At 55.0% G+C, this 14,247-nt stretch carries 14 protein-coding genes; 13 read left to right on the top strand and 1 reads right to left on the bottom strand.

Going from position 1 to position 14,247, the window contains the following annotated elements:
• Positions 1–180 precede the first annotated feature (180 nt).
• From VF709_RS08375 to rihA, 5 genes are all read left to right on the top strand, one after another.
• Positions 181–1,086 (top strand): amino acid ABC transporter substrate-binding protein, encoded by a 906-nt coding sequence (locus tag VF709_RS08375; RefSeq protein WP_014883004.1) that lies wholly within the window; start codon positions 181–183, stop codon positions 1,084–1,086.
• 155 nt (positions 1,087–1,241) lie between these two features.
• Complete coding sequence (locus VF709_RS08370; protein WP_013097579.1) at positions 1,242–1,982, top strand: amino acid ABC transporter permease; 741 nt, start codon at positions 1,242–1,244, stop codon at positions 1,980–1,982.
• Complete coding sequence (gene gltK / locus VF709_RS08365) at positions 1,982–2,656, top strand: glutamate/aspartate ABC transporter permease GltK (protein ID WP_013097580.1); 675 nt, start codon at positions 1,982–1,984, stop codon at positions 2,654–2,656. The genes VF709_RS08370 and gltK overlap by 1 nt, the downstream gene beginning before the upstream one ends.
• On the top strand, positions 2,656–3,381 hold the full coding sequence (locus tag VF709_RS08360) for an amino acid ABC transporter ATP-binding protein (RefSeq protein ID WP_014831084.1): 726 nt from the start codon (positions 2,656–2,658) through the stop codon (positions 3,379–3,381). Before gltK ends, VF709_RS08360 begins: the two co-directional genes overlap by 1 nt.
• A gap of 120 nt (positions 3,382–3,501) precedes the next feature.
• On the top strand, positions 3,502–4,443 hold the full coding sequence (gene rihA / locus VF709_RS08355; protein ID WP_139936171.1) for a pyrimidine-specific ribonucleoside hydrolase RihA: 942 nt from the start codon (positions 3,502–3,504) through the stop codon (positions 4,441–4,443).
• A gap of 149 nt (positions 4,444–4,592) precedes the next feature.
• Here the strand turns inward: rihA and VF709_RS08350 are convergent, their stop codons facing one another.
• Positions 4,593–5,075, bottom strand: coding sequence for a zinc ribbon-containing protein (locus VF709_RS08350; RefSeq protein WP_014831082.1), 483 nt, complete (start codon positions 5,073–5,075; stop codon positions 4,593–4,595).
• A gap of 214 nt (positions 5,076–5,289) precedes the next feature.
• Between VF709_RS08350 and leuS the strand changes: the two genes are divergently transcribed.
• The 8 genes from leuS to mrdB all read left to right on the top strand — a co-directional run bounded on the left by leuS (position 5,290) and on the right by mrdB (position 14,247).
• On the top strand, positions 5,290–7,872 hold the full coding sequence (leuS, locus tag VF709_RS08345; protein ID WP_020685667.1) for a leucine--tRNA ligase: 2,583 nt from the start codon (positions 5,290–5,292) through the stop codon (positions 7,870–7,872).
• Positions 7,873–7,886: 14 nt separating this feature from the next.
• Complete coding sequence (gene lptE, locus VF709_RS08340) at positions 7,887–8,456, top strand: LPS assembly lipoprotein LptE (RefSeq protein WP_028028133.1); 570 nt, start codon at positions 7,887–7,889, stop codon at positions 8,454–8,456.
• On the top strand, positions 8,456–9,487 hold the full coding sequence (gene holA / locus VF709_RS08335) for a DNA polymerase III subunit delta (protein ID WP_440231275.1): 1,032 nt from the start codon (positions 8,456–8,458) through the stop codon (positions 9,485–9,487). The genes lptE and holA overlap by 1 nt, the downstream gene beginning before the upstream one ends.
• On the top strand, positions 9,480–10,145 hold the full coding sequence (gene nadD / locus VF709_RS08330; protein WP_020685664.1) for a nicotinate-nucleotide adenylyltransferase: 666 nt from the start codon (positions 9,480–9,482) through the stop codon (positions 10,143–10,145). The genes holA and nadD overlap by 8 nt, the downstream gene beginning before the upstream one ends.
• A gap of 268 nt (positions 10,146–10,413) precedes the next feature.
• Entirely contained in the window at positions 10,414–10,731 is a 318-nt protein-coding gene (gene rsfS, locus VF709_RS08325; RefSeq protein WP_003858696.1) for a ribosome silencing factor, read from the top strand.
• A 3-nt stretch (positions 10,732–10,734) separates the two neighbouring features.
• A complete protein-coding gene (gene rlmH, locus VF709_RS08320; RefSeq protein WP_003858701.1) occupies positions 10,735–11,202 on the top strand; it encodes a 23S rRNA (pseudouridine(1915)-N(3))-methyltransferase RlmH in 468 nt (155 codons plus the stop codon).
• A gap of 28 nt (positions 11,203–11,230) precedes the next feature.
• Entirely contained in the window at positions 11,231–13,132 is a 1,902-nt protein-coding gene (gene mrdA / locus VF709_RS08315; protein ID WP_013097589.1) for a peptidoglycan DD-transpeptidase MrdA, read from the top strand.
• Positions 13,133–13,134: 2 nt separating this feature from the next.
• Positions 13,135–14,247 carry a peptidoglycan glycosyltransferase MrdB gene (mrdB, locus tag VF709_RS08310; RefSeq protein WP_013097590.1) on the top strand — a complete coding sequence of 371 codons (1,113 nt, stop codon included), beginning with the start codon at positions 13,135–13,137 and terminating at the stop codon, positions 14,245–14,247.

Genomic DNA, 14,247 nt, shown 5'->3' with positions numbered 1-14,247 from the left:
TCTGCCTCGGAATGGTGCGGCGCGCTTCGCAAAAATAAACAATAACGCAGCAAAATCTTTACATTAAGCCAGACTAAATGTTAACAAGCTTGCATAACACTGCACTCGCATAGCGCGAGATATAACAACATCACAATGGGTATCAATGCGTCACTGACGCTGATAAGAAAGGAGTTGGGTATGCAATTACGTAAACTGGCCACAGCAATGCTGGTAATGGGGATGTCCGCAGGCGTCGTTCACGCTGAAGACGCGCCGGCAGCCGGCAGCACTCTCGACAAGATTGCCAAAAACGGCGTGATCGTGGTCGGCCACCGTGAATCTTCTGTCCCGTTCTCTTACTACGACAACACGCAAAAAGTCGTGGGCTATTCACAGGACTACTCTAACGCCATCGTTGAGGCCGTGAAGAAAAAGCTGAACAAACCCGACCTGCAGGTAAAACTGATTCCAATCACCTCGCAGAACCGTATCCCACTGCTGCAAAACGGCACCTTCGATTTTGAGTGTGGCTCAACCACCAACAACCTTGAGCGTCAGAAACAGGCCGCCTTCTCCGACACCATCTTTGTGGTGGGGACCCGTCTACTGACCAAAAAAGGCGGTGACATCAAAGATTTTGCTGACCTGAAAGGCAAAGCCGTTGTTGTGACCTCCGGGACAACCTCAGAAGTGTTGCTGCACAAGCTGAACGACGAGAAGAAAATGGATATGCGCATCATCAGCGCGAAAGACCATGGTGACTCCTTCCGTACGCTGGAAAGTGGCCGTGCCGTCGCGTTTATGATGGATGATGCTCTGCTGGCTGGCGAACGTGCAAAAGCGAAGAAACCGGACAACTGGGATATCGTTGGTACCGCCCAGTCGAAAGAAGCCTACGGCTGTATGCTGCGTAAAGACGATCCGCAGTTTAAGAAGCTGATCGATGACACCATCGCCCAGGTGCAAACCTCCGGTGAAGCGGAAAAATGGTTCGACAAATGGTTCAAGAACCCAATTCCCCCCAAAAATCTCAACATGAACTTTGAACTGTCTGACGACATGAAAGCACTGTTCAAATCACCAAATGACAAGGCTCTTAACTAATTAGAACTACAGGGGCGGGATCTCCTGCCCTCTCGATTGTCGGGAAGCATGGACAGACTATACGTTGAGTGGTCGTTCCCCACTCAGCGCGAAAAATGAGCTTCTCACCAATCTTCGAGGGTAGCGCTGCTACCCTTTTTTTTCTGGAGTTTATTATGTCAATAGACTGGAACTGGGGCATATTTCTGCAACAAGCCCCGTTCGGCAACACAACCTATCTTGGCTGGCTGTGGAGCGGTTTTCAGGTTACCGTTGCGTTATCGATAACGGCGTGGATTATTGCGTTCCTTGTCGGTTCACTGTTCGGTATTCTGCGCACCGTCCCTAACCGTTTTCTCTCTTCTATCGGCACGCTGTATGTGGAACTGTTCCGTAACGTTCCGCTGATCGTGCAGTTCTTTACCTGGTATCTGGTCGTTCCTGAACTGCTGCCGGAAAATATTGGCATGTGGTTCAAGTCGGAACTGGATCCTAACGTACAGTTCTTTGTCTCCTCGATGATGTGTCTGGGGCTGTTTACCGCCGCACGCGTGTGCGAGCAGGTACGCGCCGCTATTCAGTCGCTGCCGCGTGGACAAAAGAACGCGGGTCTGGCGATGGGGTTAACGCTGCCGCAAACCTACCGCTACGTCCTGCTGCCTAACGCCTACCGCGTCATTGTTCCACCGATGACCTCAGAGATGATGAACCTGGTCAAAAACTCGGCCATCGCCTCCACGATCGGTCTGGTCGATATGGCGGCGCAGGCGGGTAAACTGCTGGATTATTCCGCCCACGCGTGGGAATCCTTCACGGCAATTACGCTCGCGTATGTTCTGATTAACGCTTTCATCATGCTGGTGATGAACCTGGTTGAACGCAAAATTCGCCTGCCGGGCAATCTGGGGGGCAAATAATGTACGAATTTGACTGGAGTTCCATTGTTCCTTCCATGCCGTACCTGCTGGATGGCCTGGTGATCACCTTAAAAATCACGGCGATCGCCATCATCGTCGGTATCGTCTGGGGCACCCTGCTGGCGGTAATGCGCCTGTCGAGCTTCAAACCGCTCGCCTGGTTTGCCACTGCCTACGTTAACGTTTTCCGTTCTATTCCGCTGGTAATGGTGCTGCTGTGGTTTTACCTGATTGTTCCCGGATTCCTGCAAAACGTTCTGGGACTGTCACCGAAAACCGATATCCGCCTGATTTCCGCGATGGTTGCGTTCTCCATGTTTGAGGCCGCTTACTATTCCGAGATCATCCGTGCGGGCATACAGAGTATCTCACGCGGGCAGTCCAGCGCGGCGCTGGCGCTGGGGATGACCCACTGGCAGTCCATGCAACTCATTATTTTGCCGCAGGCGTTTCGCGCCATGGTTCCCCTCCTGCTGACCCAGGGCATCGTGCTGTTCCAGGATACCTCTCTGGTATATGTCCTGAGCCTGGCAGACTTCTTCCGTACTGCGTCCACCATCGGTGAGCGCGATGGTACGCAGGTTGAGATGGTGCTCTTCGCAGGTGCGGTCTATTTTGTGATTAGTTTAAGCGCGTCGCTGTTGGTCAGTTGGCTGAAGAAAAGGACGGTATAATGATTTCCCTGAAAAATGTTTCTAAATGGTATGGGCACTTTCAGGTGCTGACCGACTGCTCCACCGAAGTCAAAAAAGGTGATGTGGTGGTAGTGTGCGGGCCGTCCGGTTCCGGTAAATCGACGCTGATCAAAACGGTTAATGGTCTGGAGCCTGTGCAGCAGGGTGAAATTGTTGTTAACGGCACCAAAGTGAACGACAAGAAAACCAACCTTGCCCAGCTTCGCTCCCACGTGGGGATGGTGTTCCAGCATTTTGAACTGTTCCCTCACCTCTCCATCATCGAGAACCTGACGCTGGCGCAGGTGAAAGTGCTTAAGCGTGACAAAAAAGCGGCGCGTGAGAAAGGGCTGAAGCTTTTGGATCGCGTGGGGCTTTCTGCGCACGCCGATAAGTTCCCGGCACAGCTTTCCGGCGGCCAACAGCAGCGTGTGGCGATTGCTCGCGCGCTGTGTATGGATCCGGTGGCAATGCTGTTCGACGAACCGACCTCCGCACTCGATCCCGAAATGATCAACGAAGTGCTGGACGTCATGGTTGAACTGGCCCACGAAGGGATGACCATGATGGTGGTGACCCACGAAATGGGCTTCGCCCGCAAAGTGGCAAACCGCGTGATCTTTATGGATGAAGGCAAGATCGTTGAAGACTCGCCGAAAGAAGAGTTCTTCGCCAACCCGAAATCCGAACGCGCTAAAGACTTCCTGGCTAAAATCCTGCATTAATCTTCTCAGTGCGCAATCTTCGGATTGCGCACTGTCTCACGCTTTCAATCTCTGCTTCTCGTCGGCGTCACATTGCAGCGTTAACCTTGTCACAAAATAACGCTACGTATGGAGAACGCTATGGCACAGCCTATTATTTTCGATTGCGATCCGGGTCATGATGACGCGATTGCCCTCGTCCTTGCACTTGCCTCCCCTGAACTTGAAGTCAAAGCTATCACCTCATCTGCCGGCAACCAGACGCCGGAGAAAACCCTGCGCAACGTCCTGCGTATGCTGACCTTGCTAAAGCGCACCGATATTCCTGTGGCCGGTGGCGCGGTCAAACCGCTGATGCGTGAACTGATCATTGCCGACAACGTACACGGAGAAAGCGGCCTGGACGGCCCGGCGCTGCCGGAACCGGGTTTCGCCCCGCAATCCTGTACCGCCGTGGAGCTGATGGCAAAGGTACTACGCGAGAGTGCTGAACCCGTCACGCTGGTAGCAACGGGCCCGCAAACCAACGTTGCGCTGCTGCTGAACAGCCATCCTGAACTGCACAGCAAAATTGCCCGTATCGTGATTATGGGCGGAGCCATGGGGCTGGGTAACTGGACGCCTGCGGCGGAGTTCAACATCTTTGTTGACCCGGAAGCGGCGGAGATCGTCTTCCAGTCGGGCTTGCCGATTGTGATGGCCGGGCTGGATGTTACCCACCGGGCGCAGATTATGGCGAATGACATCGAGCGTTTTCGTGCGATTGGCAACCCGGTTGCCACGACCGTGGCCGAGCTGCTCGACTTCTTTATGGAATATCACAAAGCCGAGAAATGGGGATTCCACGGCGCGCCGCTGCATGACCCGTGCACCATTGCCTGGCTGCTGAAGCCTGAGATGTTTACCACGGTAGAGCGCTGGGTTGGTGTGGAGACCCAGGGGAAATACACCCAGGGGATGACGGTAGTGGATTACTATTCGCTGACGGGCAATAAACCGAATACCACGCTAATGGTGGATATCGATCGGCAGGCGTTTGTGGATTTGCTGGCGGAGAGGCTCGCATACTATAGTGCGGCCTGATGCCCTCACCCCAACCCTCTCCCACGGGGAGAGGGAGCAAACACTAAAAACGGCAACGTGGTTGCCGTTTTGCTTTTACCTTTTGCGGCCTGATTCCCTCTTCCCGGCCCTCTCCCACAGGGAGAGGGCGCAAACAGTTTTGCTTTTATTTAGGGCTCAAACGGCCGACGCTGGAACTGATCGTGCCCGCACTTCGGACAGAGTGACAGCACCTCCGGTGTATAAACGGCAATATGGTGATGGCATTTCTCACAGACCAGATTTCCCAGCCCCACCACTTCGCCGCTGTGATACACGCCGTGATGATTCAGATCCTGAAAGACTTCACGCCACTCCAGCTGTGTTTTATCGGTAATATCCGCCAGCTCCTGCCAGAGGCTCTCCTTGATCACCCGCATAAATACGCTGTCGGTCACCTCGTCCTGGCTCTCCTGGTAACTGCGCGCGAACTCTTCGAGGTCACGACGCACGGCGCGCGTCACCTCTTCCACTTCGGTTCGCGTTAACTCACCCGTTTGCGTCACGCGCGCACGCGCCTGTTCCACCAGCGCGTCGATATCTCGCTCGCCGTTACGCAGCCGTTCCGTCAGTGTTGCCACCAGTTCGCGGTAAAATTGAGCAACCTTGTTCATCATTTTGCCTCCCGGGTAAGTAACTATTTCTAATAATAGACCTTATTTCATCGCCGCTTTGTCAGGTGAACCACAGACCCGGTAAATTCCTGCAAAGCGCATTTGTGCGAAAGGCTGTTTTGACGCGGGCGTTTGGGCTATGCTATGCGGATCTGAAATACCACATCCATTGGCTACATTTGTAGCTGTATTGAAAACAGGACCACTGGCTGCCATGCAAGAGCAATACCGCCCGGAAGAGATAGAATCAAAAGTCCAGCAACACTGGGACGAGAAGCGTACCTTTGAAGTAACCGAAGACGAGAGCAAAGAGAAGTATTACTGCCTGTCGATGCTTCCCTATCCTTCTGGTCGACTACACATGGGCCACGTGCGTAACTACACCATCGGTGATGTGATTGCACGCTACCAGCGTATGCTGGGCAAAAACGTGCTGCAGCCAATCGGCTGGGATGCATTCGGTCTGCCTGCAGAAGGCGCGGCGGTCAAAAACAATACGGCGCCAGCGCCGTGGACGTACGACAACATCGCGTACATGAAAAACCAGCTCAAAATGCTGGGCTTTGGCTATGACTGGAGCCGCGAGCTGGCGACCTGTACCCCGGAATACTATCGCTGGGAACAGAAGTTCTTCACCGAGCTGTACAAAAAAGGCCTGGTCTATAAGAAGACGTCCGCCGTTAACTGGTGCCCGAACGACCAGACCGTTCTCGCGAACGAACAGGTTATCGACGGCTGCTGCTGGCGCTGCGACACTAAAGTTGAGCGTAAAGAGATCCCACAGTGGTTTATCAAAATCACCGCTTACGCTGACGAACTGCTGAACGATCTGGACACGCTGGACCACTGGCCGGATACCGTTAAGACCATGCAGCGCAACTGGATCGGCCGTTCTGAAGGCGTGGAGATCACCTTCAACGTTGAGAACTACGATCAGACTCTGACCGTCTACACCACCCGTCCTGATACCTTCATGGGCGCGACCTATCTGGCCGTGGCCGCAGGTCACCCGCTGGCGCAGAAAGCTGCCGAAAATAACCCAGAGCTGGCTACCTTTATCGACGAATGCCGCAACACGAAAGTGGCAGAAGCCGACATGGCGACCATGGAGAAGAAAGGCGTTGCCACGGGCTTCTATGCGAAGCACCCACTGACTGGCGAAGCGATTCCGGTCTGGGCAGCAAACTTCGTGCTGATGGAATACGGTACCGGTGCCGTGATGGCTGTTCCGGGTCACGACCAGCGCGACTATGAATTTGCCACCAAATACAACCTGCCGATCAAAGCCGTTATTCTGGCGGCTGACGGCTCTGAACCTGACCTGTCTGAGCAAGCACTGACGGAAAAAGGCACGCTGTTTAACTCTGGTGAGTTCAGCGGCCTGAGCTTCGAAGAGGGTTTCAACGCCATCGCCGACAAACTGGCATCGCTGGGTGTGGGCGAGCGTAAAGTGAACTACCGCCTGCGCGACTGGGGCGTTTCCCGTCAGCGTTACTGGGGTGCGCCAATCCCGATGGTCACGCTGGAAGACGGCACCGTAATGCCAACCCCGGAAGATCAACTCCCGGTGATCCTGCCGGAAGATGTGGTCATGGATGGCATCACCAGCCCGATCAAAGCCGATCCTGAGTGGGCAAAAACCACCGTTAACGGTCAGCCTGCGCTGCGTGAAACCGACACCTTTGACACCTTTATGGAGTCTTCCTGGTACTACGCCCGCTACACCTGCCCGCAGTATCAGGAAGGGATGCTGGATTCCGACGCGGCAAACTACTGGCTGCCGGTAGACATCTACATCGGTGGTATTGAACATGCCATCATGCACCTGCTCTACTTCCGCTTCTTCCACAAGCTGATGCGTGACGCAGGCATGGTGAACTCTGACGAGCCAGCGAAACAGCTGCTGTGTCAGGGCATGGTACTGGCAGATGCGTTCTACTATGTGGGTGCGAACGGCGAACGTAACTGGGTCTCTCCGGTTGATGCGATTGTTGAGCGCGACGAGAAAGGCCGTATCGTGAAGGCGAAAGACGCCGAAGGTCATGAACTGGTGTATACCGGCATGAGCAAGATGTCCAAGTCCAAAAACAACGGCATCGACCCGCAGGTGATGGTTGAGCGCTACGGCGCGGATACCGTGCGTCTGTTCATGATGTTTGCCTCACCGGCAGACATGACCCTGGAGTGGCAGGAGTCCGGTGTTGAAGGGGCGAACCGCTTCCTGAAGCGCGTCTGGAAACTGGTTTACGAACACACCGCTCAGGGCGACGCACCGGCACTGAACGTTGCTGCCCTGACTGAAGATCAGCAGGCGCTGCGTCGTGATGTTCATAAAACGATTGCAAAAGTGACCGATGATATTGGTCGTCGTCAGACCTTCAATACCGCAATTGCGGCTATTATGGAACTGATGAACAAGCTGGCGAAAGCACCGCAGGAAGGCGAGCAGGATCGTGCCTTAATGCGTGAAGCGCTGTTGGCCGTCGTGCGCATGTTGAACCCGTTCACCCCGCATGTCAGCTTCACCCTGTGGCAGGAGCTGAAAGGCGAAGGCGATATCGACAACGCGCCGTGGCCGGTTGCTGATGAATCCGCCATGGTGGAAAACACCACGCTGGTGGTAGTACAGGTCAACGGTAAAGTACGCGGTAAAATTACCGTCGCCGTTGATGCAACCGAAGAACAGGTTCGTGAGCGTGCTGGCCAGGAACATCTGGTGGCGAAATATCTTGAGGGCGTTACCGTACGTAAAGTGATCTACGTACCAGGTAAACTGCTGAATCTGGTCGTTGGCTAAGCGCGGGAGGAAACGTGCGACAACTGGCAACAATACTCTTATCTCTGGCGGTGCTGGTCACCGCGGGGTGTGGCTGGCACCTGCGCAATACCACGGCGGTGCCCGCTGAGATGAAAACGATGATTTTCGACTCAGGGGATCCGAATGGTCCACTCAGCCGGGCAGTGCGTAACCAGCTGCGTTTGAACGATGTTCAACTGATCGAAAAAGGCACCCTGCGCCAGGATGTACCGTCATTACGTATCTTAAGCTCATCGCTGGCTAAAGATACCGCGTCGATCTTCCAGGATGGACGTACTGCGGAATATCAGATGGTGCTGACGGTGAACGCGGCAGTATTGATCCCGGGTAAAGACATTTTCCCTATCAATACCAAAGTGTACCGCTCGTTCTTTGATAACCCGCAAACGGCGCTGGCAAAAGATGCTGAGCAGCAGATTATCATTAACGAAATGTACGACAAGGCCGCAGAACAGCTGATCCGTAAGCTGCCAGGCATTGCCGCAACGACAAGACAGGGTTCTGACATCATCGACAAACCGGATGCCAACACGCCTCCTGTTTCTACCTCCATGGGTAACTGATGATCAGGCTGTATCCTGAACAACTCCGCGCGCAGCTCAATGAAGGGCTGCGCGCGGCGTATATGCTACTGGGTAACGACCCGCTCTTGCTTCAGGAAAGCCTGGATGCCGTGCGACATGCCGCCGCCGCTCAGGGCTTTGATGAACACCACACCGTCCAGTTGGATAACAATACCGACTGGAATGCCCTCTTCTCCCTTTGCCAGGCGATGAGTCTCTTTGCATCACGCCAGACCATCCAGATCCTGCTGCCAGAGAATGGTCCGAACGCGGCCATCAATGAACAGCTGGCGACGCTGGTCAGCCTGTTGCACAGCGATCTGCTGTTAATCGTGCGTGGCAACAAGCTCACCAAAGCGCAGGAAAACGCCGCGTGGTTTACCCAACTCGCCACTCATGCCGTGCTGGTCACCTGCCAGACGCCTGAGCAGGCCCATTTGCCGAAATGGGTGGCGGCAAGAGCGAAGCAGAATAACCTGCAACTGGACGACGCAGCGAATCAGCTGCTGTGCTACTGCTATGAAGGCAACCTGCTGGCGTTGGCCCAGGCGCTGGACCGGCTCGCCCTCCTCTGGCCCGATGGCAAGCTGACTCTGCCGCGCGTGGAGCAGGCGGTTAACGACGCCGCACACTTCACGCCGTTCCACTGGGTTGATGCGCTGCTGATGGCAAAGAGCAAGCGCGCCCTGCATATTTTGCAGCAGCTACGCCTTGAGGGTAGCGAACCGGTTATATTTCTGCGTACGCTGCAGCGTGAACTGCTGCTGCTCATCACGCTCAAGCGCCAGTCTGCTCATACGCCATTGCGTTCGTTGTTCGACAAACACCGTGTCTGGCAAAACCGTCGGGCGATGACCACCGAGGCCATTAATCGTCTGAGCCATGAACAGCTGCGCCAGGCGGTACAGCTTTTGATGCGCGCAGAGCTCACGTTAAAACAAGATTACGGCCAGTCCGTCTGGGCGGAACTGGAAAGCCTTTCTCTGCTGCTCTGCCACAAGGCGCTGGCAGATGTATTTATCGATGGATAGCATGCACTCTCTACAGGCCCTGTACGGTGGCACCTTTGACCCGGTCCATTACGGTCATCTGAAACCGGTTGAAATTCTGGCGAATCTGATTGGTCTTCAGCGCGTGATTATCATGCCCAATAACGTTCCGCCACATCGGCCTCAGCCTGAGGCCACCAGCGAGCAGCGAAAAGAGATGCTCGCCCTGGCCATTGCGGATAAACCGCTCTTCAGCCTGGACGAGCGTGAACTCCGTCGCGACACCCCGTCCTGGACCTCGCAAACGCTACAGGAGTGGCGGGCCGAACAGGGGCCGGACAAACCGCTGGCCTTTATCATCGGCCAGGATTCTCTGCTCAACTTCCCCACCTGGCACCAGTATGAAACCATTCTGGAGAACAGCCATCTCCTCGTCTGCCGCCGTCCGGGCTATCCGCTGACCATGCGTGAAGAGCAGTATCAGCAGTGGCTGGAGGCTCATCTGACCGACAATGTGGAAGATCTGCATAATCAACCTGCCGGGAAGATCTATCTGGCGGAGACGCCGTGGTTTGATATTTCTGCGACAATCATTCGCGACCGGCTTCAGCACGGTTTAGCCTGTGACGATCTCCTGCCATCGTCAGTGCTGGACTATATCCACGCGCACGGGTTGTATCAGAAAAGCGCAGACGCATAATCCGGGCGCACAAAAAGCGCCTTATTGATTATCCTGCCTTGACAGAGTAAGCCATACTGTTATCCTCCGCTGCCAGACTTTCCCGCCGCTCATTGCTTTACAGAAATTGTTTTACAAAAATGGCGATGCAATCTCCGGCGGAGGGTGGGATGATACCCGCCTTCAAAAGCCCGGCCGGTGACATTTGTCCCGACAGGGGCGTCAGTTCAGGTATACTGTCTGGCTACGAATTCATAGTTGCACAATCTCATTCACCCAGGGGGAAAACTTGCAGGGTAAAGCACTCCAGGATTTTGTTATCGACAAAATTGATGACCTGAAAGGTCAGGACATCATCGCTATCGACGTTAAGGGTAAATCCAGCATCACCGACTGCATGATCATCTGCACCGGTACGTCTACTCGCCATGTGGTTTCAATTGCCGATCATGTTGTGCAGGAATCACGTGCAGCAGGGCTATTACCGCTCGGTGTTGAAGGTGAAGCGACCGCTGACTGGGTGGTTGTCGATCTTGGCGATGTGATTGTCCACGTCATGCAGGAAGAGAGCCGTCGCCTGTATGAGCTGGAAAAACTCTGGGGTTAATGCGTGAAGTTGCAGCTGGTCGCCGTCGGCACCAAAATGCCGGACTGGGTACAAACCGGTTTTACTGAATATCTGCGTCGTTTCCCTAAAGATATGCCGTTCGAGCTGGTGGAGATCCCCGCCGGAAAGCGCGGCAAGAACGCGGATATTAAACGCATTCTTGATAAAGAGGGAGAACTGATGCTGGCTGCCGCAGGCAAAAACCGCATCGTGACCCTCGATATTCCAGGCAAGCCTTGGGATACGCCGCAGCTGGCGCACGAACTGGAGCGCTGGAAGCAGGATGGTCGTGACGTCAGTCTGTTGATTGGCGGGCCTGAAGGGTTGTCCCCTGCCTGTAAAGCGGCGGCAGAACAAAGTTGGTCTCTCTCCGCGCTGACGCTTCCCCACCCGCTCGTTCGGGTACTGGTGGCAGAAAGCCTGTACCGCGCGTGGAGCATTACTACCAACCACCCCTATCACCGCGAGTAATGACTGACCAGGGTAGATTAAGCAGCGGATGAAACTACAGAATTCTTTTCGCGACTATACGGCTGAGTCCGCGCTGTTTGTGCGCCGGGCGCTGGTCGCCTTTACGGGGATTTTGCTGCTTACCGGTGTGCTGATCGCCAACCTTTATAATCTGCAAATTGTCCGCTATACCGATTACCAGACGCGCTCAAACGAAAACCGCATCAAGCTGGTGCCTATCGCCCCCAGCCGCGGCATTATTTACGACCGTAACGGCACCCCGCTGGCCTTAAACCGCACCATCTACCAGATTGAGATGATGCCGGAAAAAGTCGACAACGTGCAGGATACGCTGGAAGCATTGCGAAGCGTTGTCGATCTTAACGATGACGATATCGCTGCGTTCAAGAAAGAGCGCGCCCGTTCTCACCGTTTTACCTCCATTCCGGTTAAAACCAACCTGACGGAAGTCCAGGTCGCCCGCTTTGCCGTCAACCAGTACCGTTTCCCCGGTGTGGAAGTGAAAGGCTACAAGCGTCGCTACTACCCTTACGGTTCCGCACTGACGCACGTAATCGGCTACGTCTCCAAGATCAACGACAAAGACGTTGAGCGTCTCGATAAAGACGGCAAGCTGGCAAACTACGCCGCGACGCACGATATCGGTAAGCTGGGAATTGAACGCTATTACGAAGATGTCCTGCACGGGCAGACCGGCTATGAAGAGGTGGAAGTTAACAACCGTGGCCGCGTTATTCGTCAGCTGAAAGAGGTGCCGCCGCAGGCAGGACATGACGTCTACCTGACGCTCGACCTGAAACTCCAGCAGTATATTGAAACCTTACTGGCGGGCAGCCGTGCGGCAGTTGTCGTGACCGATCCGCGTACCGGCGGCATACTGGCGATGGTCTCCATGCCAAGCTACGACCCTAACCTCTTTGTCGATGGGATTTCCAGTAAGGACTACTCCGGCCTGCTTAATGACCCGAACACGCCGCTGGTCAACCGCGCCACGCAGGGGGTCTATCCGCCGGCGTCCACGGTGAAACCTTACGTCGCCGTCTCGGCGCTGAGCGCGGGTGTCATCAACCGCAACACCAGCCTGTTTGACCCGGGCTGGTGGCAGTTACCGGGTTCAGAGAAACGCTATCGCGACTGGAAAAAATGGGGCCACGGTCATCTGAACGTGACAAAATCGCTGGAAGAGTCTGCGGATACCTTCTTCTATCAGGTGGCCTACGACATGGGTATTGACCGCCTGTCAGAGTGGATGAGCAAATTTGGCTACGGCCATTACACCGGGGTCGATCTCGCCGAAGAACGCTCCGGCAACATGCCAACCCGCGAGTGGAAGCTAAAGCGCTTTAAGAAGCCGTGGTATCAGGGTGATACCATTCCGGTGGGTATCGGCCAGGGTTACTGGACCGCAACCCCGCTGCAGATGAACAAAGCGATGATGATCCTCATCAACGACGGGGTGGTGAAAGTCCCGCACCTGCTGCAAAGTACCGTTGAAGAGGGCAAAAAAGTGCCGTGGATCCAACCGCATGAACCGCCAGTGGGGGATATTCACTCCGGCTTCTGGGAGATCGCCAAAGACGGGATGTACGGGGTGGCAAACCGCCCGAACGGTACCGCGCATAAATATTTCGCCGGAGCGCCGTATAAAGTGGCCGCCAAATCCGGTACGGCGCAGGTCTTCGGCCTGAAGGCCAACGAAACCTATAACGCGCACCGCATTGCCGAACGACTGCGTGACCATAAGCTCATGACGGCATTTGCACCCTATGATAACCCGCAGGTGGCGGTGGCAATGATTCTGGAAAACGGTGGCGCAGGGCCAGCCGTGGGTACCATCATGCGCCAAATCCTCGACCACATCATGCTGGGTGATAACAACACCGAACTGCCGGCTGAAAACCCGGCGGCCGCTGCGGCGGAGGACCAATAATCATGACGGATAATCCAAATAAAAAATCGCTGTGGGATAAAATCCACATCGACCCAGCCATGCTGCTGATCCTGCTGGCTCTGCTGGTCTACAGCGCTCTGGTTATCTGGAGCGCCAGCGGCCAGGACATCGGCATGATGGAGCGCAAGATTGGCCAGATCGCGATGGGGCTGGTCATTATGGTCGTCATGGCGCAGATCCCGCCACGCGTCTACGAAGGCTGGGCCCCCTATCTCTACATCTTCTGTATTATTTTGCTGGTTGCGGTAGATGCCTTTGGGGCCATCTCCAAAGGCGCACAGCGCTGGCTGGATCTGGGTGTAGTTCGTTTCCAGCCCTCGGAAATTGCCAAAATCGCCGTTCCACTGATGGTGGCACGCTTTATCAACCGCGACGTCTGTCCGCCATCACTGAAAAACACGGCCATCGCGCTGGTATTGATTTTCCTGCCAACGTTGCTGGTAGCGGCGCAGCCTGACCTTGGTACCTCGATCCTCATCGCCCTCTCCGGCCTGTTTGTTCTCTTCTTGTCGGGCCTGAGCTGGCGTCTGATTGGTATTGCGGTGGTGCTGGTTGCCGCGTTCATCCCTATTCTCTGGTTCTTCCTGATGCATGATTATCAGCGCCAGCGCGTGATGATGCTGCTCGATCCGGAAACCGATCCGCTGGGTGCGGGCTATCACATTATTCAGTCCAAGATCGCGATTGGCTCCGGAGGCCTGCGCGGTAAAGGATGGCTGCACGGCACCCAGTCGCAGCTGGAGTTCTTACCAGAGCGCCATACCGACTTTATCTTTGCGGTCCTGGCGGAAGAGCTTGGGCTGGTCGGCATCTTGATCTTACTCGCGCTGTATGTACTGTTAATCATGCGCGGGTTGTGGATTGCCGCGCGCGCGCAAACCACCTTTGGCCGCGTCATGGCGGGCGGGTTAATGTTGATTTTATTCGTTTATGTCTTCGTAAATATTGGTATGGTGAGTGGTATTCTGCCGGTTGTAGGCGTTCCGCTTCCGCTGGTGAGTTACGGAGGCTCGGCACTGATCGTGTTGATGGCCGGGTTTGGTATCGTGATGTCGATCCATACCCACAGAAAAATGTTGTCAAAAAGCGTATAA

It is taken from the genome of Enterobacter sp. Lyrl_3 (genome assembly GCF_051948675.1).
GTDB classification, from domain to species: Bacteria; Pseudomonadota; Gammaproteobacteria; order Enterobacterales; family Enterobacteriaceae; genus Enterobacter; species Enterobacter cloacae.
This window is presented reverse-complemented; position numbering and strand designations above follow the sequence as displayed.

Coding starts and splice junctions, on each gene's coding strand:
- VF709_RS08375 (WP_014883004.1), top strand. CDS start 181: ATGCAATTACGTAAACTGGCCACAGCAATGCTGGTAATGGGGATGTCC.
- VF709_RS08370 (WP_013097579.1), top strand. CDS start 1,242: ATGTCAATAGACTGGAACTGGGGCATATTTCTGCAACAAGCCCCGTTC.
- gltK (WP_013097580.1), top strand. CDS start 1,982: ATGTACGAATTTGACTGGAGTTCCATTGTTCCTTCCATGCCGTACCTG.
- VF709_RS08360 (WP_014831084.1), top strand. CDS start 2,656: ATGATTTCCCTGAAAAATGTTTCTAAATGGTATGGGCACTTTCAGGTG.
- rihA (WP_139936171.1), top strand. CDS start 3,502: ATGGCACAGCCTATTATTTTCGATTGCGATCCGGGTCATGATGACGCG.
- VF709_RS08350 (WP_014831082.1), bottom strand. CDS start 5,075: ATGAACAAGGTTGCTCAATTTTACCGCGAACTGGTGGCAACACTGACG.
- leuS (WP_020685667.1), top strand. CDS start 5,290: ATGCAAGAGCAATACCGCCCGGAAGAGATAGAATCAAAAGTCCAGCAA.
- holA (WP_440231275.1), top strand. CDS start 8,456: ATGATCAGGCTGTATCCTGAACAACTCCGCGCGCAGCTCAATGAAGGG.
- nadD (WP_020685664.1), top strand. CDS start 9,480: ATGGATAGCATGCACTCTCTACAGGCCCTGTACGGTGGCACCTTTGAC.
- mrdA (WP_013097589.1), top strand. CDS start 11,231: ATGAAACTACAGAATTCTTTTCGCGACTATACGGCTGAGTCCGCGCTG.
- mrdB (WP_013097590.1), top strand. CDS start 13,135: ATGACGGATAATCCAAATAAAAAATCGCTGTGGGATAAAATCCACATC.